Raw genomic sequence first — 26,731 nt, forward strand, 5'->3', positions numbered from 1 at the left:
TCACGGCCATCACTGAACAGGCTGGCGATTATGAGCCGCGCCGCACGGCGAAGGAAGCTGTGCGGCAGCGGTTTAACCTCGCGCTTACCAATTTCCTACAACTTTGCCTGACGGACGGCGCCGCTACGTGATTTGGCCATGGCCGCCAGCCGTACCGCTACGTTCGCAGCACCGTAGCCTGTATAGCCGTTCTTGCGCTGGATGATTTCGAAGAAGAAGCGCCCTTCGAACGGCTCGGTGTAGACGTGAAACAGCTCGCCCCCCTGGGAATCCCGGTCGTAAAGCACGTTGTAGTACGCCAGTTCGCTGAGGAATTCGTCGTCAAAATCGAAGCGCGCCGCAAGGTCGTCGTAATAATTGAGCGGGATGTCCAGCAGCGGTACGCCCGCCTCTTTGGCGCGACTGACTTCAGCGAAGATGTCGTCACAATCGAAAGCGATGTGATGCACGCCCGAGCCGCGATAGCTCGACAGTGCGTGTGAAATCGCGGTGTTACGGTTCTCGGAGATGTTCAACGGCAAGCGGATCGAACTGTCACGACTGCGCAGGGCCCGGCTCTTCACCAGACCATACGGGTCAGGAAGCACCACTTCATCGTCGGCTTCGAAGTCCAGCAGGCTTTTGTAAAAAAGCACCCAGCTGTCGAGGCTGTCGGCGGGCAATGCAATGGCCATATGGTCGATGCGTTTGAGGCCGCCGCGAGCCACCGCATCGGGGCGCACATTGAAATCGGTCCCGTAGACATCGGCGTCCTGATCCACCAGATAGATCAGGCTGCCATCCGGTGCGCGCACGGCGGCCAGCTCCAGCTCGTTCGGGCCCACCAGCCCGCGATAGGGCTGACCTTTATAAGCAACGGCGCGGGCCAGTGCACTGCTGCTGTCCTTGACCCGCACGGCCATGGCGCACAGCGAAGGACCGTGAGCTTCGAAAAAGCTGTTGGCAAAGGAGTAAGGCTCGCAATTGAGGATCAGGTTGATATCACCCTGACGCAGCAAGCTCACGCTCTTGGAGCGATGTTGCCCCGCCTTGACGAACCCCAGTCGTTCCAGCCAGTGGGAAAGCTTGGCGCCAAGGCTCTCATCCACCGCAAATTCGAGAAACTCGATCCCGTTGTACTCGCTGGCCTTGGGAGTCTCGAAAAGAATCTCCGGGTTGGCCGCTGGCTTGGCTTCCTGCGCCAGCCGCTCACGGGTTTTCTCTTCCAGGTACAGCAGCGAACGCAACCCGTCGGCGGCGTTGGCTCGAGGCGGTGCGGCGCGGAAGCCATCGTTGAAGATCTCCAGCGACAGTGGCCCGGTGTAACCGCTCTTGATGATGGGTGCGAGGAAACCGGCCAGATCGAATTCGCCCTGCCCCGGGAAACAGCGGAAGTGCCGGCTCCACTCCAGCACGTCCATAGCCAGGATCGGTGCGTCAGCCATTTGGACAAAGAAAATCTTGTCGCCGGGAATATCAGCGATTGCGCTGGGATCGCCCTTGAGCGACAGGGTGTGAAAACTGTCCAGCAGCACGCCGAGACTCGGGTGATCAGCCTGGCGGACGATGTTCCACACCTGTTGCCACGTGTTGACATGCCGCCCCCACGCCAGCGCTTCATAACCGATACGCAGGCCACGCGCCCCGGCGTGCTCGGCGAGCAGACGCAAATCGTCGACGAGAATCTGTTCGTCACCGATGGAATCGGCAGAGGCGTTGCTGCACACCAGCACGAGGTCGGTACCGAGCTCCTGCATCAGGTCAAACTTGCGTTCGGCCCGTTCCAGGTTGCGCGGCAAGCGATCGCGGCGGCAGCCCTCGAAATCCCGGAAAGGCTGAAACAGGGTGATCGCGATCCCGAGATCGGCGCACATCTGTTTGATTTCCCGTGGACTACCGTCGTAGTAGAGCAGGTCATTCTCGAAAATCTCCACCCCGTCAAAGCCGGCGGCGGCAATGGCTTCAAGTTTTTCCGGCAGGGTACCGCTCAAGGAAACGGTGGCAATGGAACGCTGCATATTTCGACTCCCGGTGGTGGAGACAATCTTGTTATCGACATTGCAATACCGCATCTGTAGCAGCTGGCGAAGCCTGCGTCCGGCTGCGAAGCAGTCGTATATTCAGTGAACTCGGTTTACCTGTATGGCCGTATAGCCAGATTAACGACTGCTTCGCAGCCGGACGCAGGCTTCGCCAGCTGCTACAGAGGTTGCGTTGGGCAACGAGTGATGATTTGACGCTGGGTGAATTATTGGCCGAGCACCTCGACACAGCAATCCAAAGTGTACTACCCGGTTAGTTTTTCGTTCGATTATCGAACACTATGGCCGTTGGTGAATTGACGATTTTTTGTCCACTGCGCAACATCAACTGCACATTGAGTCCGGTCATGAACCACCGGGTTCGGTAACCAACGACACAGCACACCCTATAAAAACAATCGGTGGCCTACATGATTCCTTCTCAGAGCTCTTCCATGGAGCGTACCTCCATGACCCCTGCCAGCAGCGGTGTCGGCGACAAGATCCGCGGTGCCATGGCGGTCGGCAAGACCCGCTGGGGCATGCTGGCGCTGGTGTTTTTCGCCACCACCCTGAACTACATCGACCGCGCCGCTCTGGGCGTGATGCAGCCGATCCTGGCCAAGGAAATGAGCTGGACGGCGATGGATTACGCCAACATCAACTTCTGGTTCCAGGTCGGTTACGCCATCGGCTTCGTGCTGCAAGGTCGATTGATCGACAAAGTCGGTGTGAAGCGCGTGTTCTTCTGCGCGGTGTTGCTCTGGAGCCTGGCCACCGGTGCTCATGGTCTGGCCACTTCGGCGGTCGGTTTCATGGTCTGCCGGTTCATTCTCGGACTGACCGAAGCCGCCAACTACCCGGCCTGTGTCAAAACCACGCGGCTGTGGTTTCCGGCCGGCGAACGCGCTGTGGCCACGGGCATCTTCAATGCGGGTACCAACGTCGGCGCGATGTTCACCCCGATGCTGCTGCCGCTGATTCTCCACGTGTGGGGATGGCAGGCCGCGTTCCTGTGCATGTCTGCTCTGGGCGGGATCTGGTTGCTGTTCTGGGGTTTGAAGTATTTCAACCCGGAAGATCATCCGAGCGTTAAACAGACGGAACTGGACTACATCCAGAAAGAAGTGGAGCCGGAACAATCCCGCGTGCCCTTCTCGAAAATCCTGCGCATGCGCGGCACCTGGGCATTTGCCCTCGCCTACTCGCTGACCGCGCCGGTGTTCTGGTTCTATCTCTACTGGCTGCCGCCCTTCCTCAACCAGCAATACAACCTGGGAATCAACGTCACCCAGATGGGTATCCCGTTGATCATCATCTACCTGACCGCTGACTTCGGCAGCGTCGGTGGCGGGATCCTGTCCTCGTTCCTGATCGGTCGCGGCATGAATCCAATCAAGGCACGCCTGCTGTCCATGTTCCTGTTCGCTTGCTGCATCGTCGGCGTGATCATGGCAGCGGGGTCCAGCAATCTGTGGGTCGCCGTCTTTGCGATCTCGCTGGCCATCGGTGCGCACCAAGCCTGGACCGCGAACATCTGGAGCCTGGTGATGGACTACACGCCCAAGCACATGATGAGCACAGTGTTCGGCTTTGGTGGCATGTGCGCAGCCATCGGCGGGATGTTCATGACCCAGTTGGTGGGCCATATCCTGACGGTGACGAACAACAACTACACCGTGCTGTTCACCATGATCCCGGCGATGTACTTCATCGCGCTGATCTGGATGTACTTCATGGCACCGCGCAAGATTCCGACCGTCACTGACTGATAGTCCTTCCTCTCGCGGGTCTGATTCCAGGCCCGCTTCTCTACGTCATCGCCGGCGCTGTTGCCACACCGCAGCCAACCCGCTGCAGCAGATCACCGCGATCCCGACCACCGTGGTCAGGGTCGGCGTGTGAGAAAACAGCAGCCATCCCAACAAACCTGCAAAGACGATCTGGCAATAGCCGAAAGGTGCCAACAAGGCCGGTGCGGCGTATCGGAATGCCTGGGTCAGCAACAAGTGAGCCGTCATCCCGCAGGCGCCTAGCGCCACCATCAGACACCCATGAAGCAACGTAGGCACCTGCCAGAAAAACGGTACCAGCGCGCTCATCACCAAGGTATTGCACAGACCGGCGAAAAAGTTACTGGTCGTCGGGCTGTCGATTTCACTGAGCTTGCGCGTGAGCAACTGATAGAAGCAGAAGAACAGCGCCGAACACAAAGGCAGCAACACCGCCGGCGTGAACAACTCCCCACCGGGATGGACAATGATCAATACGCCTATGAACCCGCAGATGACCGCGACCCATTGGCCACGGGTCACATGCTCTTTCAAGAGCGGCACCGACAGCGCAGTCACCAGCACCGGGGCGAGAAAGTTGACGGCCGTGGCTTCGGCCAGGGGGATGTATTGCAAGCCGGTGGTGAAAAACAGACTGGTGCCCAGCAGGCACAACGCCCTGATGAACTGCAGCATCGGTCGCTTGGTACGCAGGACACGCAACCCCGATTGCGGCAGGAAAATACCCGCCATCAACAAGGTATGAACCACATAGCGGGCCCAGACCACCATGACGATCGGGTAGAAACCCGACAGGTACTTCGACAAGGCGTCATGGCTCGAGAAGAGAAAGGTGGCGATGACGATCAGCAAAATCCCTTTCAAGGGATGGTTAACGCCTGAGAGCGGAGTGCTGACGGTCATGAATGTCCCTTACGTCCTGAAATCAAAAACATCGTCGCATCGTCCTCTCGTGATTACCGTCAGAATAGATCCATCTCGACAATTTAGAACCTGATTCCATTTTCTATCACAGACGAACAGCGAAAATGTGCGAACAACGCACAGGTTTTTCCTCGAATCAGTCTAGCCAAACAACTCGGAGGCCAGACTCGCCGCCGACAACTCCTCTGTAAATTTCAACAAGACCGGCGCCAATTCATGCAACCGTGCTCCCGGCATCCGCGCGCTGGGGCCGGCGATGCTCAACACACCAATGACTCGGCCATCGCCGGGATGGCGCACTACCGCCGCTATCGCCGACGTGCCCACGGCCGAGCTTTCTTCTACCCACGCATACCCTTGTTCCCGCGCCAGACGCAAGCGTTCGAGGAGTTCGATGTTGGAACGAGGTGCGTTCGGACCGAGATCCTTGGGTTGTTCCGCACCCTGACGCTCCACCAATGACAGGGCTTCGGCATCGCTCATGCACGCCAGCCACGCATGCCCGGAAGCCGTGTAAAAAAGCGGCGCATCACGGCCCATGTCGGGGTCATAGCGCAAACCGGACCGAGCGCCCTGGGCTTTGGCAATCCAGGTCTGGCGCTCACCTTCGATCACGCCCAGGCGTACCAGTTCACCGGTTTCCTGGGCAAGCCGATCGAGCACAGGCTGGACAATGTCGGCACCGCTACTCGACAGATAACGAAACCCCATCGCCACCAGTTTGGTCGACAGCTGATAGCGCAGGTTCTCCGGGTTTTGCCGGACGTAACCCAATCGAGTTAGTTCGGCAAGCAAGCGGTGCGTCGCACTTTTCGGGATGTCCAACTGCTCCGCGAGCATCTGCAGGGGCACGCCGCGGGGGTCGCTGGTGAGGCTTTCCAGGACGCTGAAAACTCGTTCGATCTGACTGCCGGCCATGGGGGTTCCAACGAAAAGATTTCGATGATTCTAAAAGACAATGGGGTGAATGCGAAATCTGGAACTAGCGGCCACAGTGATCATCCCTAACGCTCGCTTACACATTCAGCCCGCACTCCCAGGCAGATACGGTTATTCATGGACAGGGCGATTACCCGCCTTCATCAATCCATGAGAGACCACCACCATGTTATGGAACAAGGCAAGACGCAGCACCAACGTTAACGACACTCGCGAGGGCAAGGATGCCCGCAAACCTACAGGGTTAGTACTCGGCGCAGGATTGGCGTTCGCACTCACAGGCGCCGGCGTGTACACGGCGCTGAGCCCACCGCAAGACATTCCACCCGTGCAGAACACCTCTGGCTTTCCCGTGCCCGCCATCGACCCGCAACTGACGTTCGTTCAGGCCGTGCTGGGCGATACCGAAGACACCTGGAAGGACCTCTTTGCCCAAACCGGAAAACACTACCCCGAACCGACGTTGACCCTGTTCGGCAATGGAGTGAATTCGGGATGCGGTTACATCGGCTCCGGGGGCGGCCCGTTTTATTGCCCGACGAACAAGCAGGTTTATCTGGATCTCGATTTTTTCCGACTCATGTCCGAGCGCCTTTCGGTGGTGGGCGATTTTGCCCAGGCCTACATCATCGCTCACGAGGTCGGTCATCATGTGCAGCTTGAACTGGGTCTGTCCGAGCCATTGGAAAAAGCCCTCATCGAACAACGGCCCGTGACGGGTGACGGCGGCCTCGAGGTTCGCGGCGAACTGCAAGCCGACTGCCTGGCCGGAATCTGGGCGCACCATGCGCAAAAGCGGCACGAGTGGCTGGAACCGGGGGATATCGACCTCGCGCTGAACGCCGCGTCAACCTTCGGTGACGACTACCTGCAGGCGCTGCGTAAAGGCAACGTTTTGCCTGAGACGTTCAGCCACGGTACCTCGCAGCAACGCCAGCACTGGTTCACCCAAGGTTTTACCGTGGGTACGATAGACGCCTGCGATACCTTTACTGCCGAAACCCTGTAATCCCCTTCGTCAGCTCAAATCGCTGATATCACCCCAGGCACAGAACCGCCGCGCCATAAGGCTGTCAGACGACCGGACTGGCGCGGCACCTGCTCACCAGCAACACTCATCACCACGTTTGTTCATCACGCAAGGAAAGAGGATTCCCACATGCTATGGAAAAAAGGCCGACGCAGCGACAACGTGGTAGATGCCCGTGGCGATGACGTCGGCGGTGGTGGCGGTGGGATGCGCTTTGGTGGCGGCAAAGGTTTGAGCCTGACGGCCATCATCCTGATCGTCGGCATCGGCTGGATCACCGGGCAGGATCCCTTGCAGATCCTCGGGCAATTGACCGGGCAGATGAGTGAGCAATCGGCACCGGCGACCACCCAGACGCGCAAAGCGCCACCGGCCAACGATGAGAGTGCCGAGTTCGTGCGCTCGATCCTGGGTGATACCGAAGACACCTGGGGCCAGATTTTTCAGCAGGCGGGACGGCAGTATAAAAACCCGACCCTGGTGTTGTTCAGCAACCGCGTCAACTCGGCGTGTGGTTTGGCGACGTCGGCGACCGGCCCGTTTTATTGCCCCGCAGACCAGAAGGTTTACCTGGACATGAGTTTCTTCCAGGAAATGTCCCAACGCTTTTCCGCAGCCGGCGACTTTGCACAGGCTTATGTAATCGCTCACGAAGTCGGCCACCACGTTCAGACGTTGCTCGGGGTGTCGGCGAAAATTCAGGCTGCGCGCCAGCAAGGTCGGCAGATGGAAGGTGACGGCGGTTTGCTGGTTCGCCAGGAGCTTCAGGCCGATTGCCTGGCCGGCGTCTGGGCAAACAATGCGCAGAAACGCCTGAACTGGCTTGAGCCCGGTGATATCGAAGAAGCCTTGAACGCCGCCAACGCCATCGGCGACGACCGCTTGCAACAGCAAGGCCAGGGTCGCGTGGTGCCGGACTCGTTTACCCATGGCACGTCAGCGCAAAGGGTGCGCTGGTTCAAAACCGGATTTGCGCAAGGCCAGGTTGGCCAGTGCGATACCTTTGCGGCGAAAAATCTGTAAATGAAAAATTGGCTGTTGATGCTGTTGTTTACCTGCGCAAGTACCCTCGCCGCCGAGCATGGCGTGAAAGAAGTAAGCCCCGGGCGGTTGTTGTTGAAAGAAGGTGAGATGGCCGTCGGCATCGGCCCGGCGCCTGCGAAGATCGAACGCGTACTGATCATCCTGCATGGTCGGTTACGCAATGCTGAAACCTATCGCCAGAGTGCCGAACACGCGGCCGAACTGGCCGGACAAACGTCCACCACGCTGGTGGTCGCCCCCCAGTTCCTCAACGAAACAGATCTCGCCCTGCACCCATTGCCCGACACCGTGTTGCGTTGGAAGGGTAATGAGTGGATGGCGGGCGGTTTATCCACCGCGCCGTTTCCTCTCAGTTCCTACGCAGCGCTCGACCAAATCATCGGCCGGTTTGCTGACCGTCGACAGTTTCCAGACGTGAAGGAAGTCATCATTGCCGGGCACTCCGGCGGCGCTCAGGTGGTGCAACGGTATGCACTGCTGAGCAGCGATCAGCCGGACCTGGAAGCGGCCGGCGTGCACGTGCGTTACGTGATCGCCAATCCTTCTTCCTATGCGTATTTCGATGAGCGACGACCGGTGGCGTTCAACCATGCGGCCTGCCCCGGTTTCAACCGCTGGAAGTATGGGCTCGCGGATTTGCCTGCCTATGCACAAGGACAAACCCCTGCGACGCTTGCGCAGCAATACGCCAAGCGTGACATCGTTTACCTGTTGGGCCAGCAGGACACCGACCCGAATCATCCGGCGCTGGACAAGGGGTGCGAGGCGAAAGCTCAAGGCCCGAATCGGCTGATGCGCGGGCGCAATTATTTCGAGTATTTAAAGCGCGAGCGTCCTGAGGGGTTGAACCAGCAACTGATCGAGGTGCCCGGGGTTGGGCATGATGGGGCGGGGATGTTTACGTCACCGGAGGGGCTGAAGGTATTGTTGGGTCAGTAAACGTTGGCGCCTGGATTGACGCCATCGCTAGCAGACTAGCTCCCACAGGGTTCTTTGCTGATCGATAGTCCTGAGGTTGATTCAGTCAATGTGGGAGCTAGCCTGCTAGCGAAGAGGTCCTCAAACTGAAATCATTTCCCGCAATGCCACACAATCCGCCGCATGCCAGTCCGTCAACTCCGGCCACGGATTGTCCGGCAGGTTCACCAACACCGTCCGCGCACCCGCCGCCCGGCCGCAATCCAGATCAAAGCGGTAATCGCCCACCATCACCATCTCGCTGGCCGGCACGTTCCAGGCTTCAGCCAGCTTCAACAACCCGCCCGGATGAGGTTTCGGCGGCGCCTCATCGCGCCCCAGCACATCTTCCATCGCGAAACAGTCAGCCAGGCCGATGGCCTCCAGCGTCACATGCGCCAGTTCCCGCGCGTTACGCGTAAGGATACCCAGACGGTAGCCGCGTCCTGCCAATTCACGCACCAGCTCCACCGCGCCCGGCGCCGGTGTTGAACCTAGCGCCAGATCACGTTCGTGCTCCAGCAGCCACGCATGTTTTGCCGCCGCTTCCTCAGCCGGGAGTGCGGCGAGGTGGGTCAGGATATCGTCCTCGGCAGGGATCGACAGCGCCACGCGAATCGCCGCGAAGTCGTGCACAGCCACCGTCAGGGTGCCGTCCATGTCGAACACCCAATGGCGCACCTCGCCCAGACTCATGCCCAATCCTTGCGGTGGCGAATCAGGCCTTCCTGCGTGACCGACGCCACCAGTTGCCCGGCGCGGTTGAACACGCTGCCACGGGTAAATCCGCGGGAGTTGCCGGCCCACGGGCTGTCCATCGCGTACAGCAACCAGTCATCGGCGCGCAGATCCGCGTGGAACCACAGCGCGTGATCCAGGCTGGCGACCTGCATGTCCTTGTGCCAGACCGATTTGCCATGGGGCTGCATCGAGGTGGTCAGCAAGCCAAAATCCGACGCGTAGGCCAACAGGTATTTATGCAGCGCCGGCGAATCGGCCAAGGCACCGTCGGCACGAAACCAGACGTACTTGACCGGATCGGACGGTGCCGGGTTGTAGGGGTCTTTCTCGGTAATCGGCCGGAATTCGATGGGTTTGGCGCACAGCAGTTTTTCGCGCATGTGTTCCGGGATCAGGTGCGCACGCTGCTGGGCCAGTTCGAGCTCTGACGGGAGGTTTTCCGGACCGACCACCACCGGCATCTCGGCCTGATGCTGGAAGCCTTCCTCGTCATACTGGAACGACGCGCTGCAGGTAAAAATCGGGTTGCCCTTCTGAATCGCCGTCACCCGACGTGTACTGAAACTGCCGCCGTCACGCACCCGGTCCACCTGGTAAACCACTGGCAGAGCGGAATCGCCCGGACGCAGGAAATAACCGTGCATCGAATGCACATGGCGCGCTTCTTCAACCGTCTGACTGGCCGCCGACAGGGACTGACCGATGACCTGACCGCCGAACAACTGGCGAAAGCCCAGATCCTGACTACGGCCACGAAACAGGTTTTCCTCGATCGGTTCCAGGGTCAGCAGGTCGACCAGATCATCCAACACTTGGCTCATTCAGACTCTCCTAACACAACGCAATGCCGCGCAGTCTTGGCTGCGGCGGCCGATTCAATTTCTGGCCAGCGCCATTATGGGAGCCATTGTAAACATCCAGGCGAGCTTAGCCATGCAAGGTTTGCAGCCATTGTTCACGGGTGATGCGGTACAGCACATGGTGACGCAGAGGATGGCCGAGGGCGAGCTTGGGATGCTCAAAGTCATCGGCTGAATCATGGTGCATGCCGATGGCCTGCATGACTTTCTCCGATGGCAGGTTGGATTGCGCGGTGAAGGCCACCACTTCTTTCAATGCCAATCGGTCAAACCCGCAGCGCAGAGCGGTCCAGGCCGCTTCACTGGCATAACCCAGCCCCCAGTGTTCACGCGCCAGGCGCCAGCCGATCTCGATGGCCGGCGTGAAGGGCGCGTCGAAACCGACCACACCCAGCCCGGTAAAACCGATAAAAGCCCCCGTGTCCTTGCGTTGCAGTGCCCAGAGACCGAAACCATGCTCGGCAAAATGTCCACGAATGCGACCGATCAACGAGGCGCTTTCAAGCCGACTCAAGGGCGCCGGGAAGTAACACATCACTTGTGGGTTGGCGCACATCGCCGCAAATTCCGGCAAATCCTCATCGCGCCATTGCCGCAACAGCAGGCGTGCGCTCTCGAGTTCCAGTATCGGCTCCATCGTGCTCCCCCTTTCCATGTCTCAAGTTTACATCGCTGGTAGGATCCTTCATTCATTCCTGCACGCATCCAAGATAAATCAGCCATGCCCCTGCCGTTGATCTACCACGAAGACTACAGTCCTGAGTTCCCGGCGGATCACCGCTTTCCCATGGACAAATTTCGCCTGCTGCGCGATCACCTGGTAGACAGCGGGTTGACCCGGGACGCCGACCTGTTGCGTCCGGAACTGTGCCCGCCAGAGATTCTCGCCCTCGCTCATGACCCTGCGTATATCGAACGCTACATGGGTGGCGAGTTGTCCCGTGAAGACCAGCGGCGTCTCGGCCTGCCCTGGAGCGAAGCCCTGGCACGCCGGACGATACGGGCGGTTGGCGGTTCACTGCTGGCGGCCGAGCAGGCGCTGGAACACGGATTGGCCTGCCACCTGGCAGGCGGCACACACCATGCGCATTACGATCACCCCGCCGGTTTCTGCATCTTCAATGACCTGGCCGTCATCAGCCATTTCCTTCTGCAAAGCGGTCGGGTGAATCGAGTGTTAATTTTCGATTGCGATGTGCATCAGGGCGACGGGACGGCGCGGATTCTGCACAACACCCCTGAAGCGATCACCGTTTCCCTGCACTGCGAGAAGAACTTTCCTGCACGCAAGGCCGAAAGCGACTGGGACATTCCCTTGCCAATGGGCATGGGCGACGCCGATTACCTGAAAGTCGTGGACGATGCGCTCAACTATTTGCTGCCGCTGTACCAACCCGACCTGGTGTTGTACGACGCCGGCGTCGATGTGCATAAAGACGACGCGCTCGGCTACCTGAAGCTGACAGACGAAGGCGTCGCCGCACGGGACGAAAGCGTGATGCGGCATTGCCTCGGCAGGGATATCCCCGTGGTCGGGGTCATCGGCGGCGGCTACAGCAAAGACCGCAAGGCCCTGGCGCGTCGACACGGGATTCTGCACCACAGCGCGCAACGGGTCTGGCTGTCATCAGGGTGTCATTGAGCTGTGGATGCTTTACCCACAATGCCTGTGGAACTGCCTGTGGATAACCTGAGTGAAAGGGACTGCAGGCCTTGATGTATATAGCCTGCAAAGTGGTGGTTGTTTTTTGATCAGCTCCAGAAGCATTCACTTCCCCCTGTGGGAGCGAGCCTGCTCGCGATGGCGATTTATCATTCAACCGTGATGTCGACTGAATGACCGCTATCGCGAGCAGGCTCACTCCTGCATAGATTCGTGCTGATAGAATGCGCGCCTTATTCCGCCACACCGCAGCGCTCGCCATGACCAAACCTTCACCCTTCTCTTCCTCTCACGTCGCCATCATCGGCGGCGGCCCCGCTGGACTGATGGCGGCCGAAGTGCTGAGCCAGGCCGGGATCAAGGTGGACCTGTACGACGGCATGCCTTCGGTAGGGCGAAAATTCCTGTTGGCCGGGGTTGGCGGCATGAACATCACCCATTCCGAAGCCTACCCGGCGTTTCTCTCCCGGTATGCCCAACGCGCTCCACAGATCGCCCCGCTGTTGCGCTCATTCGGCGCTGATGCCCTGTGCCAGTGGATTCATGATCTGGGCATCGAGACCTTTGTCGGCAGCTCGGGCCGAGTGTTTCCTACCGACATGAAAGCCGCTCCCCTGCTGCGTGCCTGGCTCAAACGCTTACGCGAGGCTGGCGTAGTTATCCACACCCGCCACCGCTGGCTGGGCTGGGATAACAACGGCAGCTTGCGCATCGACAGCCCCGACGGCGAAAAAACCGTTAAACCCGACGCTACCCTGCTCGCACTGGGCGGTGGAAGCTGGTCGCGCCTGGGTTCGGACGGCGCGTGGATGCTGCCATTGGAACAACGCGGCGTAGGACTGGCGCCATTGCAGCCCAGCAATTGCGGCTTCGAGGTGCAGGCCTGGAGTGATTTGATGGTCAGTAAATTCGCTGGCGCGCCGCTGAAAAATATCGCCATCGGCCTCAATGACGACGTCCCACGGCTCGGCGAATGCGTGATAACGGCGACCGGGATTGAAGGCAGCCTGGTTTACGCCCTGTCGGCTCCGATCCGCGAAGCCATCAATCAGCACGGCTCAGCAACCGTTCATCTGGACCTGTTGCCGGGCCGCCCTGTGGATAAAGTCCAGGCGGCACTGGATAAACCACGGGGCTCACGCTCCCTGTCCAAACACTTGCACAGTCAGCTCGGGATTGATGGCGTCAAAGCGGCGCTGCTGAGAGAACTCACACCGGCTGAAACCTTTGCCGATATGGCGCTGCTGGCCAAAGCGATCAAAGCGCTGCCACTGACCCTGGTGAAAACCCGCCCACTGGACGAAGCCATCAGCAGTGCGGGTGGTGTGTTGTTCGAAGCGATGGATGAACGTTTGATGCTCAAGCAAGTGCCTGGCGTGTTTTGCGCTGGGGAAATGCTCGATTGGGAGGCGCCGACGGGGGGGTATTTGCTGACGGCGTGTTTCGCCAGTGGGCGTGCGGCGGGTTTGGGGATGGTGGACTGGCTGAGGCGTATTAGTTAAGACCGAGTTGCTCCGGGCGGCGATCCGACGATCGGCGCAACTCGGTCTCAAGCAGCGAATTAAGGCTTCTTCTTACGCGGACCAGTATTGAACACCGGGACTTTTCGCACAGGCTTGATCGAAGGTTCCGGCGCCGAAGCATCCCCACTCTCGACCCACTTGCCCAGGTTGCGTTTGCCGCCGCCGGAGGTTTTTGGCTTCTTCGGCTTTTTCGGTTTCTTCACGACCTGACCGCTGGCATCGGTGTCCGGCACGCGGTGTTCGGGTTCGAAATCGTGCTCCATCTGCCGAGGCAACGTCTGACGCGTCAACGTTTCAATGGCCGACAGCAGATTCACTTCATCCGCACAAACCAGCGAAATCGCCTGTCCGGTTGCACCTGCACGACCGGTACGACCAATGCGGTGAATGTAGTCTTCCGCCACGATCGGCAGGTCGAAGTTGACCACCAACGGCAAATCTTCGATATCCAGACCGCGGGCCGCCACGTCAGTAGCTACCAGGATCTGTACTTCGCTGGCCTTGAAACGGTCCAGTGCACGCTGGCGCGTCGCCTGTGGTTTGTCCCCGTGGATGCCGTCGGCGTTGATGCCCAGGCCCTGGAGTTTTTCCACCAGCGCGTCCACACCGTTACGGGTCTTGGCGAACACCAGCACCTGCTTCCACTTGCCCTTGCGCAGCAAATGGATGAACAGCTCCGGCTTGCGCTTCTTGTCCACCACCACAACCCATTGCTTGACGGTGCTGGCGGCAACGTTGCGCGGGCTGACCTCGATGCTCAGAGGGTCGTTGAGCATTTGCCCGGCCAACAAACGGATGGCGTCGGAGAAGGTCGCGGAAAACAACAGCGTCTGACGTTGCTTCGGCAGCACGCGGTAAATATTCCCCAGCTCTTCCGAAAAACCCAGATCGAGCATGCGGTCAGCTTCGTCAAGAATCAGGGTTTGCAGCTGATTGAACTTGAGGGCCTTCTGGCGATACAGGTCGAGCAAACGACCCGGGGTCGCCACCAGCACGTCGACACCTTTGCGCAGCTTCATCATCTGCGGGTTGATGCTGACGCCGCCGTATACCGCGTAAGTGCTCAACGGCAGATTCTCGGCGTACTGACGCACGGCTTCGTGAACCTGTTCCGCCAATTCACGAGTCGGCACCAGGATCAGTGCGCGCACCGAGTTGGACGCCACTTTCGGCCCTTCCATGGCCAGCAATTGCAGGAGTGGCAGCGCGAAACCGGCGGTCTTGCCTGTCCCCGTCTGGGCGGCGGCCATCAGGTCGCGACCGGCCAGCACCGCTGGAATGGCTTGCGCCTGGACCGGCGTCGGGGTCTGGTAGCCGAGCGTCTCAAGAGAGCGCAGCAAGGGTTCGATCAGGCCAAGGGTGGCGAAAGTCATGGGATTACCGTAGGAAAATTCAGCGCGGGTTTTTCAAAACACAAGTGTGCAAAACATGATGCAATGCCGCGCAGTTTACCCTAATTCACTCGGGATTCTGTCGACACCGCTGCAGCGGGTTTGACCGGAGCGCGGCGCCACTGCGGCAACCCGATCAGGACCACGGCGCTGATGATCACGGCCATGGCCAACGCTTCTTCAATTCCGATGGTCTCACCGACAAACACAATCCCGAGCAATACCGCGACCGCCGGGTTCACGTAGGCATAGCTTGTGGCCGCCGCAGGTCGCACGTTTTTCAACAGGTACATGTATGCGTTGAACGCGATGATCGAGCCGAAGAAGATCAGATACGCCAGGGCCACCCAACCTTCAACCGGTGGCAGGCTTTCCAGGCGTTCGCCGCTTACGGCGCTGCCGATCAACAACACAACGCCGCCCACCAGCATTTCCACCGCGCTGGCCATCGCGCCCTGGGGCAACGGCAGGTGTCTGCTCCAGACCGACCCAAAAGCCCATGCCGCTGCGGCGAAGACCAGCAAAGCTGCGCCCGTCGGGCTCGATTGCAGGTTGGAGCCGAGGTTCAACATGCCAATGCCGATCAACCCAAGCACAATCCCGGCCCATTCGAGACGGGTATTTCGCGCGCCCCAGAAGTATCCGCAGAGCAAGGTAAACAAGGGCACCGTCGCCACTGCCAAAGCGGCTACACCTGAAGCAACGCCTGTATGTTCGGCAATACTGACCGCGCCGTTACCGCAGCTCAACAGCAGAATGCCTATGATGCCTGCCGCTTTCCACTGCGCCCAGGTCGGTGCAGGTGCCCCGCGCCAGCGCAGAAACGCGTACATCAGCGTGCCCGCAATCACGAAGCGAATACCGGCGAGCAGCAACGGCGGCCAGTATTCCACGCCAATGCGAATCACCAGGTAGGTAGAGCCCCAAATCACGTACAACGCGAAAAATGCGGCGATCAACGGTAAGGGGAAGCGACGTAAGCCAGGCATGGGGCAGCTCGAAGGCAAGACAAAAGAACGGTTATTCTAGAAAGGCCAGCGGTTAAAGATAAGTTACAAAACCGGTTTTTAGCGCCAGTACACTTTAAAAACAAAGTGGTAGGAACCCTGTAGGAGCTGTCGAGTGAAACGAGGCTGCGATCTTTTGATCTTGATTTTTGAAGACAAGATCAAAAGATCGCAGCCTCGTTTCACTCGACAGCTCCTACAGGGGTTCGGGGGGCCGGGGTTTCAGGGGTTCGGGGGTTCGGGGGTCGGGGGTTCGGGGGTCGGGGGTTCAGGAAGTCAGGGATGCGGGAGTTCGAGGGGGCAGGCGCTCAGCAGTTCAGCGGATCTACCGTGTTTCTGTCAGAACCCGCGATGCCGCTTCAAATGCTCATTGATCTTCGCCGCCGGCACTTTCTGCAAACTGCACAGCAAATCATGGGACAGCTCGCGCAGCCCATGCTTCTGCCGTAATTCCTGGGCCAGGTGCGCCGTCAGGTTGGCCGCCATCTCCGCATCGGCCATGGCCCGGTGAGCCTGGCCCGTGTGGGGTAGTTGCGCGAAGGTGGTGAGGGTGCCGAGTTTATGGTTCGGCGCCGCCGGCATCAGACGACGGGCGAGCAGCAGTGAACAGGCAAAGTTCTGCAAGCGGGTGCGCTTGATGCGCCCCATCTCGAAGTCCCAGAACTTCTGGTCGAACGCCGCGTTGTGCGCCAGCAGAGGCGTGATGCCAACGAACTCGTTGACCTCATTCATCACTTTCTCGGCCGAGGGTGCGGTACGCAGCATGGCGTTGCTGATGCCGGTGAGTTGTTCGATGAATCCCGGCACACGCACGCCAGCGTTCATCAGGCTCTGGTAACGCTCGACGATGCGCCCCTGTTCAAGGATCACCACGGCGATTTCCGTGGCCCGGCAACTGCTGCTCGGTGAGATCCCGGTGGTTTCAAAGTCGATGACTGCTATGCGTTCCAAACCTGTTTCAACTCCGTATAAATCAATTCTTGAGCAGCAACGCGCCTTCGATCGGCACGTAGCGGCTGGCGGCGCGGATCAGCGAATTGGCGGTCAGGCCAGGTACGCCGTAAGCCACGGCTTGCACGCCGTGCTTGCTGATGATGCGCTCGAGCAGCATGTCGAAATCACCGTCGCCGGAAGCCAACACGACTTCGTCGACATGATCGGCGGCGTCCATGATATCGAGGGTAATGCCCACGTCCCAATCACCCTTTGCCGAGCCGTCGCTGCGCTGGATATAGGGTTTCAGCTTCACGACGAAGCCCAGGTTGCGCAGGATCTGCTGGAACTGCTGCTGTTTGCTGTCGCCACGATCGATCGCGTAGGCATAAGCCTCGACAATCTCGCCCTGTTTGCTGATATCAGCCCACAAAGCGGCGTAGTTGAAGTGGCAACCATAGGCCTGACGCACGGTGTAATAGAGGTTCTGGACATCGGCGAACACTGCGATTTTTTTCACCGTTCATCCTCGTTCGCGCGCAGACGCGCAGGCTGGATCAGGCACCAGGCCCGAAAGGGAGCCCAGTATGCCAGCACGAAGGAATGTTCCGCGAATAATCAGCCATGCGGCGAGAGAGGTTGCCCCCTCGCCGCAACGGAATCAGACGAAGGAGTCGTCATCTGCGCCAAAGAATGACGAACTGTCGTCACTGTAATCAGCATCGGCATAACCGCCCTGATCGCTGGCGCTGTTGTCAGCGACGCGCTGGTCATCGCCCCAACCATTGTCGCCGCCGCTCTGATCGTTGACCTGAGCCGGTTCTTCCTTGATCACTTCAACCACTTCGGGCTGCTGATTGTGATTGAACAGGCTGCTGATGCCTTGTGCCAGCATCACGCCACCCGCCACGCCGGCTGCCGTTTTCAGGGCGCCCCCGAGAAAACTGCCGCCCGCCGGTTGCTGCGCGGCGTAATTCTGCTGAGGGGGTGCAGCACCGAAGTTCTGCTGAGCGGGCTGTGAATTGAACGAAGGACGCGCCGGCTCACGCCAGCCTCCACCGCTCGACACCGGTGCCGATTGAGTGGGCGCTGGCTGCGGATCGCGGGAACCACCGCCGAAGATGCTCGACAGGAAACCACCACTCGCGGGTGCCGACGGCTGTGCTTTGGCTTGCTGCAGCTCGGCCTGCAATTGCTGGACTTGCTGGGTGAGTTGCTTGTTCTGCTGGTCGAGGCTCTTGAGGGCTGCCTCTTGCACCAGAATCGCCTGGGTCATGAAATAGCCTGCTGCGGGCTGGCGAGTCAGGTGTTCCTTGATCCGCGCCTCGGCCTGGGCGTCACGCGGGGCTGAATCCGTTTCGGCCTGCTGCAGCCGGGAAAACAGTCCATCGATCAGGGTTTGTTCTTCGCTGTTCATGGCGACCTCGTAGATTGCCGGGAATTTCGTCGTCCTCATCCACTGTGGATAAGGTGCCTACTGGTAATGGAGGCTGATACAGGATGTTTCAATGACCTTTACCGAACGTTTACGTTTGCGCCGCCAAGTGCATCATCGGTTAAAGTGAGCCACTGCTTTCAACCTGCGATACCGACTGATGAATTCCTTCGATGTACTGCGTGACTCTCTGTATTTCTTCAAGCGCAATCTGGGCCAGATCGTGCGGCTGTGCCTGCCGTTGGTGATCTTCGAGGCGCTGTTGCAACAAGTGGTCGACTACTCCACTGAGCCGGACAGCTTTCCCGGCATCAGCGTGATCGTCGGTTTGTTGATCTACCCGCTCTATACCGCCGCACTGATCCTGTTTCTCGACGCCCGCAGTCGTGGCGAATCGCCGCGCACCCGTGACCTGCTGGCGATGTCCGCGACCTTGTGGCCGCGCTTCGCCCTGCTGACGGCCCTTAACACGCTGCTGATCCTGCTCGGCTTGTCGCTGTATTTCCTGCCAGGCATCTGGCTGATGGTGACCCTGGCCTTCGGCGAATACCTGCTGGTGCTGCGTGGATTGGCCCCGCTTGCCGCCATGAAGGAAAGCCTGCGCCTGACCCGGGGGCATTTCCTGAGAATCCTGGTGTGCATTCTGTGTGTGATGGGCCCGTTGTGGGTGCTCAAGGGCGCGACGCTGGCGATCTACCCCGACCCGCAGAACCCGGTCATTTCACTGCTGATCGACAGCGCTCACAGCTTCCTGCAACTGTTCACCAGCGTGGTGCTGTTCCGTTTGTTCATGTTGATCAGCGAACAACCGGCCAAAACCGATGGCCCGCTGTAACAGACGCCGCAAACTACCTGTAGCAGCTGGCGAAGCCTGCGTCCGGCTGCGCAGCAGTCGTAGAAATCTTTGGTCGCGGTGTTTCAGGCAAACCGCGTATACCGTTTACGACTGCTTCGCAGCCGGACGCAGGCTTCGCCAGCTGCTACAAGGGGCGGGTGATCACGCTAACATCCTTGGGATTACGCCCGACGCTCGGTTATGCTCGGGCTCATCTTTTGTAACGCGATAAAAGCCGAGCCATGACCCGTCTACTGCGCTACACCTTGCTGGGCCTGCTGATCGCGATCGCCCTGGTCGCCCTGCTGATCTACAACCTGACCTGGCGCCCAGGGGCCAAGGAAATGTTGCCCGTCAGTTGCAACGCACAGGCCCCCACGCTGGTGCCTGGCCAAGCGCTGAAGATAATGACCTGGAACGTCCAGTACCTGGCAGGCAAGCGCTATGTGTTCTGGAACGACCTGGCCCAAGGCAATGACGAAAATCCCACGCCGGAAGACATGGCATTCAGCCTCGATGAAGTCGCGCGGGTGATCCGTGACGAGCAGCCGGACATCGTGCTGTTGCAGGAGCTGGATGACGGCGCCAAAGCCAGTGATTACCAGAACCAGCTCAAACTGCTCCAGGAACGGCTCGCCGATCTCTACCCCTGCAGCGCCCACGCGTTCGACTGGAAGGCCGAATTCGTTCCCGAGCCCCACATCTTTGGCGCCGTCGGCCGGCAACTCGCCACCCTCAGCCGCTACCAGATCGAACACGCCGAACGCCTGCAATTGCCTCTCGAGCCCGTCAACTTCATCAGCCGTCAGTTCAAACCGAAAAACGCTCTGCTGGTCACGTATCTGCCGTTGAGCGATGGCGGCCAGATCGCCGCGCTCAATACGCATCTGGACCGCGCCACCCAATCGGATGAAACGCTGCAAGACCAGGTGACCGCCGTGGGCAAGGTGCTCGACCGATACGAAAGCCGAGGCACACCATGGCTGATTGGCGGTGATTTCAATCTGTTGCCGTTGGGGCAATTCCAGCGCCTGCCCAACGAACAACGCACGCCCTACTCCGCAGACAGCGCGCTGCATCTGCTGTGGGACAAGTACCCGATGATCCCCACCAACAACGAAGCCAGCGGTGCCGACCGGGCGCTGTGGCTGACGCATTACCCCAATGATCCGGGCTTGAACGGCCCGGACCGAACGGTTGATTACCTGTTCTACAGCCCGCGAATCAAACGGGTCGAGGCCATGGTGAGGCAGGACGATACGTTGCGCATTTCCGATCACTTGCCGGTGATCGCGCGGTTTCTGTTGCCGGCAGCACCGTAATCTTTGGCTGAACACAAAACTGTGGGCGAGCCTGTGTGGCGAGGGAGCTTGTCGAATCGTCGCACCGTCCCGCTGGGTCGCGAAGCGGCCCCAACAGCTTTGAATCTGCTGCGCAGCCGAGCAGGACGGTGCGACGATTCGACAAGCTCCCTCACCACACAGGCTCACTCCCAAAGGTGGATTGTGTTTGGCCGATATCAATGCGCCTCTTCCAGCTCATCATGCAGCAACCCGAAAATCTCGCGTTTCATCTCGATAAATGAGCGCTCCATGACCATGTTTAAGTGGCGTGGACGTTCGATCGGCACATCCAGAATCTGCTTGATCCTCCCCGGCCGCGCGCCCATCACGTAGACCCGATCCCCCAACAGAATCGCCTCGTCGATATCGTGGGTCACGAACAGCACGGTTTTTTTGCTGTTGCCCCAAACCCGCAATAACAGCTGCTGCATTTGCAGGCGAGTCTGGCTATCGAGGGCACCGAAGGGCTCGTCCATCAGCAGAATCTGCGGATCGTTGGCCAGCGCGCGAGCAATCGCCACACGTTGCATCATGCCGCCGGACAGCTGCTTGGCGTAGTTGTCGGCAAAGCCGGTCAAGCCCACTTCATTGACGTAGTAGTCGACGATTTCCTTGCGCTGCGCGGCCGCCATACCCCGCCGTTTGAGACCGAATTCGACGTTCTGGCGCACGGTCAGCCAGGGGAACAGGGTGTAGCTCTGGAACACCATGCCGCGATCCGCACCCGGCCCCTGCACTTGCTGACCGCCCACGTAGATCTCGCCTTCCGTGGGTTCGTTGAGCCCGGCGGTGAGGTACAACAGGCTCGACTTGCCACAGCCTGACGGCCCGACCAGCACCGCGAATTGTTGATCGGGCACCTCGAACGACACCTTCTCCAGTGCGGTAAACATCCCCCCGTCAGGCTTCTGGTAGCGCAGGCTGACCTTGTCCACTTGCAACCGTGGCGCGGCCTGTACCGGAGCCGACTGGGACGTGACGAAACGAGTGTTGACTGCGGTTACTGAGCCCATGCGGCGATCCTCAGACGTAGGAAGCGGAACAGTTGATCGGTGAACAGGCCAAGCAGGCCGATGATCGCGATAGCCAGGAAGATCACGTCAACCTGAAACCCGCGCATGGCTTTGAGGCTCAGGTAACCCAGGCCACTGGACGCCGCTACCAGCTCGGCCACCACCAGGTAAGTCCAGGCCCAGCCCATGGTCACGCGCAGGGTGTCGAGCACACCGGGCAACGACGCTGGCGCGATCACGTGCAGCACCGCATCGCGACGAGTTGAACCGAGGGTGTAGGAGGCGTTGATCAGGTCTTTGGAGATGCCTTTTGACACGTCGGCGATCATCACCAGTTGCTGGAAGAACACGCCGAAGATGATCACCGAAACCCGTTGCTCCAGGCCGATGCCGATCCACAGAATGAACAGCGGCACGAACGACGTCACCGGCAGGTAGCGAATGAAGTTGACCATCGGTTCGAGGAACGCCTGAACGATGCGGAAGCTGCCCATCAGCAACCCCAGCGGCACGGCCACCAGCGACGAGATAATAAACCCGACCATCACCACTTCGAGACTGGCCCACACGTGTAAACCGAGCGTGCCGTCGCGGCTCAGGCGCACGGCGGCTTCAACCACCGCACCCGGTGTCGGCAGGAACATCCCCGGCACCACACCGCCGTAAGACAAGCCGGCCCACAAGCCCACCAGCAACACCCAGGCCAGGCCGCTGGCGCTCCAGATCACCTGCACCGGCAGACCGGTCTTGGGCGTGATGCAGCGGCTCAGCCATGAATTGCGCTTGAACATGCGAACCTCCTACAGCGGGGTGACGAAGCGGTTGTCGATCAGATCGTCATTGCTGACGTTGTAGGGTTTACCCTGCAATTCACTGGCGGTTTCGTTGGCCAGTTTGATCAACGCCTCGCTGTCCCCAGGCGCACCCGGCGCGCCCAGAAGTTTCTCGCTCATCGCCTGATCGTAGAACCGCACGCCTTTCGCGGCGGCGGCCAGTTCCTTCGGATCGGCCAGGTAGCCACCAACGCCCTTGGCCATGATCTTGTAGGCTTCTTCCGGATGATCCTTGGTGTACTGGACGGCCTTGTACAAACCTGCGACCAGCGCCTTGACGTCTTCCGGCTGCTTCTCGATGACCGAGCAGTTGAGCGCCACCACGTCGACAATCACTCCCGGAGTACTGCTGCTGTCAATCAGCACCTTGCCTTGCTGTTTGCTGCGCACCATCGACAGATGCGGTTCCCACGTCACGGCAGCCGGCACGCGCCCGGCGATGAACGCGGTGGCGGCATCGTCAGCCGTCATGTTCTGCACGGTGATGTCGCTCATGGTCATGCCGTGTTTTTTCAGCAGATAAGACAACCAGAACTGCGACGTCGACCCTTCGTTCACTGCCACCGCTTTGCCTTTCAGCTCCTGCAGACTCTTGACGTCCTTGCCCACCAGCACGCCGTCGCCACCATGACTGTCGTCCAGGGCGGCCACGGCCTTGAAGCAGAATTGCGGACGGTATTTCAGCACTTCGTCGATGGTCGACGCCGAGCCCGACAACTCCCCCGAGGCCTGCGCGGCCATGTACATGGAGGCTTCTTCGACGACGGGCAATTCGACGGTCAGGCCGTTTTCCTTGAAGTAGCCCAGGTCCTGGGCCAGATAAAGCGTGCCGTAGCCCACCCAGGTGGTGTGACCGATAGAGAGGGTGCCGGCCTGGGCGCTGGTGGCGACCGTGGCGGCGATGGCGGTGAGCGCCAGTGGATGGGCGAGACGGGTAAGCAAGGACTTGATCATGGAGCACTCCCAAAGCTGTTGATTTAGTTTTGATGGGCAGTACGGCCAGCGGCTCTGGACATCAGCTGTCACCTCGGGTCTCTGATGGACCTTGCGGTGGGCAGCTTAGGGCTGACTGGTGAAGTCGATGTTGGCCCAGTGCGGGGAGAAGGAAAATTAGGAAATATGTCGCTGGGAGTGATGAAAAAACTGGGTAGAGTGCCCGGTAAAAGGGCGGTGTTGGCGGGGGTGCACGGGGTGGGTGCAAAACATGAAACGTCGTGGGTTCGGCTACCGCAATCGCGAGCAGGCTCGCTCCCACAGGAGGGCTGCGTCAGCCACAAAAATAGTGATCAACACAAATCCTCTGTGGGAGTGAGCCTGCTCGCGATAAGGTCCGCAGGACCTTCCTGCGATGTCAGATCCGGCCGTACTCCTGCGCTGTGCGATCAAGCGCTTTCAAGGTCTTGCCCACCAACTCATCAATCTCCTCACGACTGGCAATCAGCGCCGGCGCCATGATCATCCGCCCCAACGTCGAGCGAATAATCACCCCTTCTTCAAAGCCAATCGTGCGGCAACGCCAGGCAATGTCGTTCTCATTGGCGAAGCGCTTGCGGCTGGTCTTGTCCTCGGCCAATTGCAACGCCGCGACCATGCCCACGCCCTGAATATCGCCCACCAACGGGTGATTGCCGAACACCTCGCGCAAGCACTGTTGCAGGTACGGGCCGATGTCATCCTTGACGCGCGTCACCACGCCTTCATCGCGCAATGCCTTGAGGTTGGCAATCGCCACCGCCGCCGCCACCGGGTGCCCGGAATAGGTCAGGCCGTGGGCAAACACCCCGCCCTGCTCCACCAGCACCTGGGCCATTTTTTTCGACAGGATCAGCCCGCCCATGGGGATGTAGCCGGAGGTCAAACCCTTGGCGATGGACAAGGTGTCGGGTTCAAAACCGAAGTACTCATGGGCGAACCATTCGCCGGTACGACCGAACCCGCCGATCACTTCATCAGCACACAACAGCACGTCGTACTGGCGGCAGATGCGCTGGATTTCCGGCCAGTAGCTTTCCGGTGGAAAGATCATGCCGCCCGCGCCCTGGAACGGTTCGGCGATGAAGCCCGCGACCTTGTCCGCGCCCAATTCGAGAATCTTCGCTTCCAGTTGCTGCGCCGCCCGCAGACCGAATTCCGCCGGCGTGAGATTGCCCTCGTGGGCGAAAAAATACGGCTCGTCGATGTGTTCGATGTCCGGGATCATGCCGCCCATTTCATGCATGAATTTCATCCCGCCCAGCGCAGTCGCGGCCAGGGTAGAACCGTGGTAGCCGTTCCAGCGACCGATCATGATTTTCTTCTCGGGCTTGCCGAGCACCTGCCAGTAACGGCGCACGGTGCGGATCAGCACCTCGTTGGCTTCAGACCCGGAGTTGGTGTAGATCGCGTGGCTGTAGTGCCCCGGCAACAGGCTGAACAGCAGCTCCGAGAGCTCGATCACCTGCGGGTGGGTGGTGTGGAAAAACATGTTGTAGTACGGCAACTGCTCAAGCTGCCGGGTCGCCGCCGCGGCCAGATCCTTGCGTCCGTAACCGAGATTGGTGCACCACAAACCGGACATGCCATCCAGGTAACGCCGACCATCGTTGTCCCACAGATGCAGACGCTCGCCGCGGACCATCACGCGCGGTCCTTCGTCGTTCAGGGCTTTTTGATCGACGAAGGCGTGGATGTGGTGCGCAGCGTCGGCGGCCTGATAGTCGCGGGTTTCACGTGGTGTGGTCATCGCCAGTTCTCCGTTTTGTTGTGAGCGGCTGTTATCAGCGCAGCTGAAACCAGGTGGTCTTCAGCTGGGTGTATTTATCGAATGAGTGCAGCGACAGGTCGCGGCCGAATCCCGACTGCTTGCCGCCGCCAAAAGGCACCGTCACGTCCAGCGCATCGACGCTGTTGACCGACACCGTGCCCGCTCGCAATTGTCGCGCCACACGGTGGGCGCGATTGAGGTCGTCGGTCCACAGCGAAGCGGCCAGACCGTAGACGCTGTCGTTGGCCAGTTGCAAGGCCTGTGCCTCGTCATCGAACGCCGTAACGGCCAGCACCGGGCCGAACACTTCATCGCGAAACAGCGACATGTCCGGGCGCACACCGGTGAAGATCGTCGGTTGAATGAAATTGTCGGAGCCGTTGAAGATCGACTGGCGACCGCCACACACCTTCGTCGCGCCCTGGCGTTCGGCCTGTTCGATAAACGTCATGATGCGCGCGGTCTGGCGGCTGTCGACGATCGCCCCGGCGCTGCTCGACGGGTCCAGTGGATCGCCCGGAAGCCAGCGTTCAGCCTGGGCTTTGAGGCGCTCGACAAAGGCGTCGTGAATCGAGCGCTCGACTAACAACCGCGAGTTGGCCGAACACACTTCGCCCTGATTGAAGAAGATCCCGAACGCGGCTTTCTCGGCGGCCAGATCCAGGTCCTGGCAATCGGCGAACACCAGGTTGGCGCTCTTGCCGCCGCACTCCAGCCACACCTGTTTCAGGTTCGATTGCGCGGAATACTGCATGAAGTATTTGCCAACTTCCGTGGACCCGGTGAACACCAGGCAATCGACGTCCGGGTGCAAGCCGAGGGCTTTACCGGTCTGCTCGCCAAGCCCGGGCAACACGTTGAGCACGCCTGCTGGCAAGCCGGCTTCCAGCGCCAGTTCGGCCAGACGCAGGGCAGAAAAGGGTGATTGTTCAGCGGGCTTGAGGATCACCGAATTGCCCGCCGCCAGCGCCGGTGCCAGTTTCCACGCCGCCATGTCCAGCGGGAAGTTCCACGGCACGACGGCCGCGACCACGCCCAACGCTTCACGGGTGATCGTGGCGAGGACGTTTGGCGCGCTGGGGGCGATTTGATCGTAGAGTTTATCGAGGCTCTCGGCGTACCAGCGAAACACTCCGGCGGCGCCGGGGACGTCGATGTTGTAGGCATCCATCACTGGCTTGCCCATGTTCAGCGAATCCAGCAGTGCCAGCTCTTCACGATGGGTCATGAGCAGGTCAGCCAGACGCAGCAGCACTTGCTTGCGCTCAACCGGTGATCGGCCCGACCACGTGCCGGCCTCGAACACCTGCCGTGCGTTACGCACCGCGGCGTCTACCTCTGCTTCGCCGCACGCGGTCACGTTCGCCAGGCACTGGCCGGTGGCCGGATTGATTGCCGCGAAGGTCTGCCCTGTCTGCGCCGTACAGTGTTTACCGTCGATGACGGCCTGATCGGAAAACCGCAGGGCAGCGGCTTTATTTTGCCAATATGCAAGCTCGAACACGTTCAGACGCTCCAAAGGCTTTCTTGTGCCTGGATGTTGGCTCAGGTACGAGTCCAGCAAAAATAGTAAAAATGTCTTCGCAGACGATAAAAAAACGGGGTAGTCATTCTCCCCAGCCGGGTTGCTTGTGGTTATTGTTCAAGCAACAAAAACACCGTCGTCAGAACGGATGCGGGCGGCTCGCAATTTGCTTGGATGTCGACATCATCCACCCCGAGGT

24 protein-coding genes are annotated in these 26,731 nt (G+C 59.8%); 8 read left to right on the forward strand and 16 right to left on the reverse strand.

Annotation, left to right across the window (positions count from 1 at the left end):
• Positions 1-95 precede the first annotated feature (95 nt).
• The gene (gene quiC, locus ACA063_RS25425; RefSeq protein WP_497663813.1) at positions 96-1,997 is read right to left on the reverse strand and encodes a 3-dehydroshikimate dehydratase QuiC; all 1,902 of its coding nucleotides are present in this window, start codon (positions 1,995-1,997) and stop codon (positions 96-98) included.
• Positions 1,998-2,455: 458 nt separating this feature from the next.
• On the opposite strand from quiC, the gene ACA063_RS25430 reads away from it, so the two are divergent.
• A complete protein-coding gene (locus tag ACA063_RS25430) occupies positions 2,456-3,772 on the forward strand; it encodes an MFS transporter (protein ID WP_497663814.1) in 1,317 nt (438 codons plus the stop codon).
• Positions 3,773-3,817: 45 nt separating this feature from the next.
• Here ACA063_RS25430 and ACA063_RS25435 read toward each other — a convergent pair whose 3' ends face one another.
• The gene (locus tag ACA063_RS25435) at positions 3,818-4,696 is read right to left on the reverse strand and encodes a DMT family transporter (protein ID WP_497663815.1); all 879 of its coding nucleotides are present in this window, start codon (positions 4,694-4,696) and stop codon (positions 3,818-3,820) included.
• 162 nt (positions 4,697-4,858) lie between these two features.
• Entirely contained in the window at positions 4,859-5,635 is a 777-nt protein-coding gene (locus tag ACA063_RS25440) for an IclR family transcriptional regulator (protein ID WP_497663816.1), read from the reverse strand.
• A gap of 187 nt (positions 5,636-5,822) precedes the next feature.
• On the opposite strand from ACA063_RS25440, the gene ypfJ (ACA063_RS25445) reads away from it, so the two are divergent.
• The 3 genes from ypfJ (ACA063_RS25445) (at position 5,823) to ACA063_RS25455 (ending at position 8,669) form a co-directional block, all read left to right on the forward strand.
• The gene (ypfJ, locus tag ACA063_RS25445) at positions 5,823-6,665 is read left to right on the forward strand and encodes a KPN_02809 family neutral zinc metallopeptidase (protein ID WP_497663817.1); all 843 of its coding nucleotides are present in this window, start codon (positions 5,823-5,825) and stop codon (positions 6,663-6,665) included.
• A gap of 150 nt (positions 6,666-6,815) precedes the next feature.
• Complete coding sequence (ypfJ, locus tag ACA063_RS25450; protein ID WP_497663818.1) at positions 6,816-7,709, forward strand: KPN_02809 family neutral zinc metallopeptidase; 894 nt, start codon at positions 6,816-6,818, stop codon at positions 7,707-7,709.
• Positions 7,710-8,669, forward strand: coding sequence for an alpha/beta fold hydrolase (locus ACA063_RS25455; protein WP_497663819.1), 960 nt, complete (start codon positions 7,710-7,712; stop codon positions 8,667-8,669).
• 120 nt (positions 8,670-8,789) lie between these two features.
• On the opposite strand, the gene ACA063_RS25460 is transcribed toward ACA063_RS25455, so the two are convergent.
• The 3 genes from ACA063_RS25460 to ACA063_RS25470 all read right to left on the reverse strand — a co-directional run bounded on the left by ACA063_RS25460 (position 8,790) and on the right by ACA063_RS25470 (position 10,925).
• Positions 8,790-9,383 (reverse strand): HAD family hydrolase, encoded by a 594-nt coding sequence (locus ACA063_RS25460; RefSeq protein ID WP_497663820.1) that lies wholly within the window; start codon positions 9,381-9,383, stop codon positions 8,790-8,792.
• Positions 9,380-10,249, reverse strand: a complete 870-nt coding sequence (tesB, locus tag ACA063_RS25465; protein WP_497663821.1) for an acyl-CoA thioesterase II — start codon at positions 10,247-10,249, stop codon at positions 9,380-9,382. Before tesB ends, ACA063_RS25460 begins: the two co-directional genes overlap by 4 nt.
• A gap of 106 nt (positions 10,250-10,355) precedes the next feature.
• On the reverse strand, positions 10,356-10,925 hold the full coding sequence (locus ACA063_RS25470) for a GNAT family N-acetyltransferase (RefSeq protein ID WP_497663822.1): 570 nt from the start codon (positions 10,923-10,925) through the stop codon (positions 10,356-10,358).
• Between the two features lie 84 nt (positions 10,926-11,009).
• On the opposite strand from ACA063_RS25470, the gene ACA063_RS25475 reads away from it, so the two are divergent.
• On the forward strand, positions 11,010-11,930 hold the full coding sequence (locus ACA063_RS25475; RefSeq protein WP_497663823.1) for a histone deacetylase family protein: 921 nt from the start codon (positions 11,010-11,012) through the stop codon (positions 11,928-11,930).
• Between the two features lie 281 nt (positions 11,931-12,211).
• A complete protein-coding gene (locus tag ACA063_RS25480) occupies positions 12,212-13,453 on the forward strand; it encodes a TIGR03862 family flavoprotein (protein ID WP_497666588.1) in 1,242 nt (413 codons plus the stop codon).
• A 59-nt stretch (positions 13,454-13,512) separates the two neighbouring features.
• Here ACA063_RS25480 and rhlE1 read toward each other — a convergent pair whose 3' ends face one another.
• From rhlE1 to ACA063_RS25505, 5 genes are all read right to left on the reverse strand, one after another.
• Positions 13,513-14,847 carry an RNA helicase RhlE1 gene (rhlE1, locus tag ACA063_RS25485; protein WP_462033302.1) on the reverse strand — a complete coding sequence of 445 codons (1,335 nt, stop codon included), beginning with the start codon at positions 14,845-14,847 and terminating at the stop codon, positions 13,513-13,515.
• An 80-nt stretch (positions 14,848-14,927) separates the two neighbouring features.
• On the reverse strand, positions 14,928-15,854 hold the full coding sequence (gene yedA, locus ACA063_RS25490) for a drug/metabolite exporter YedA (protein ID WP_497663824.1): 927 nt from the start codon (positions 15,852-15,854) through the stop codon (positions 14,928-14,930).
• A gap of 357 nt (positions 15,855-16,211) precedes the next feature.
• A complete protein-coding gene (locus ACA063_RS25495; protein ID WP_490147790.1) occupies positions 16,212-16,823 on the reverse strand; it encodes an exonuclease domain-containing protein in 612 nt (203 codons plus the stop codon).
• A gap of 22 nt (positions 16,824-16,845) precedes the next feature.
• Positions 16,846-17,325 carry a LabA-like NYN domain-containing protein gene (locus ACA063_RS25500; protein WP_054616703.1) on the reverse strand — a complete coding sequence of 160 codons (480 nt, stop codon included), beginning with the start codon at positions 17,323-17,325 and terminating at the stop codon, positions 16,846-16,848.
• A gap of 141 nt (positions 17,326-17,466) precedes the next feature.
• Positions 17,467-18,222: a DUF2076 domain-containing protein gene (locus tag ACA063_RS25505; protein WP_497663825.1), complete on the reverse strand. Its 756-nt coding sequence runs from the start codon at positions 18,220-18,222 to the stop codon at positions 17,467-17,469.
• Positions 18,223-18,400: 178 nt separating this feature from the next.
• Between ACA063_RS25505 and ACA063_RS25510 the strand changes: the two genes are divergently transcribed.
• Both ACA063_RS25510 and ACA063_RS25515 read left to right on the forward strand, forming a co-directional pair.
• Complete coding sequence (locus ACA063_RS25510; protein ID WP_497663826.1) at positions 18,401-19,075, forward strand: DUF7847 domain-containing protein; 675 nt, start codon at positions 18,401-18,403, stop codon at positions 19,073-19,075.
• 242 nt (positions 19,076-19,317) lie between these two features.
• Positions 19,318-20,397 (forward strand): endonuclease/exonuclease/phosphatase family protein, encoded by a 1,080-nt coding sequence (locus ACA063_RS25515; protein ID WP_497663827.1) that lies wholly within the window; start codon positions 19,318-19,320, stop codon positions 20,395-20,397.
• Between the two features lie 197 nt (positions 20,398-20,594).
• Here the strand turns inward: ACA063_RS25515 and ACA063_RS25520 are convergent, their stop codons facing one another.
• The 5 genes from ACA063_RS25520 to ACA063_RS25540 all read right to left on the reverse strand — a co-directional run bounded on the left by ACA063_RS25520 (position 20,595) and on the right by ACA063_RS25540 (position 26,511).
• Entirely contained in the window at positions 20,595-21,431 is an 837-nt protein-coding gene (locus tag ACA063_RS25520) for an ABC transporter ATP-binding protein (RefSeq protein ID WP_497663828.1), read from the reverse strand.
• A complete protein-coding gene (locus ACA063_RS25525) occupies positions 21,419-22,222 on the reverse strand; it encodes an ABC transporter permease (protein WP_497663829.1) in 804 nt (267 codons plus the stop codon). Before ACA063_RS25525 ends, ACA063_RS25520 begins: the two co-directional genes overlap by 13 nt.
• Positions 22,223-22,231: 9 nt before the next feature.
• Complete coding sequence (locus tag ACA063_RS25530) at positions 22,232-23,218, reverse strand: ABC transporter substrate-binding protein (protein ID WP_497663830.1); 987 nt, start codon at positions 23,216-23,218, stop codon at positions 22,232-22,234.
• A gap of 397 nt (positions 23,219-23,615) precedes the next feature.
• Positions 23,616-24,986, reverse strand: a complete 1,371-nt coding sequence (locus tag ACA063_RS25535) for an aspartate aminotransferase family protein (protein WP_497663831.1) — start codon at positions 24,984-24,986, stop codon at positions 23,616-23,618.
• 34 nt (positions 24,987-25,020) lie between these two features.
• A complete protein-coding gene (locus ACA063_RS25540; protein WP_497663832.1) occupies positions 25,021-26,511 on the reverse strand; it encodes an aldehyde dehydrogenase in 1,491 nt (496 codons plus the stop codon).
• Between the last annotated feature and the right edge of the window lie 220 nt (positions 26,512-26,731).

It is taken from the genome of Pseudomonas sp. LBUM1643, from assembly GCF_059716215.1.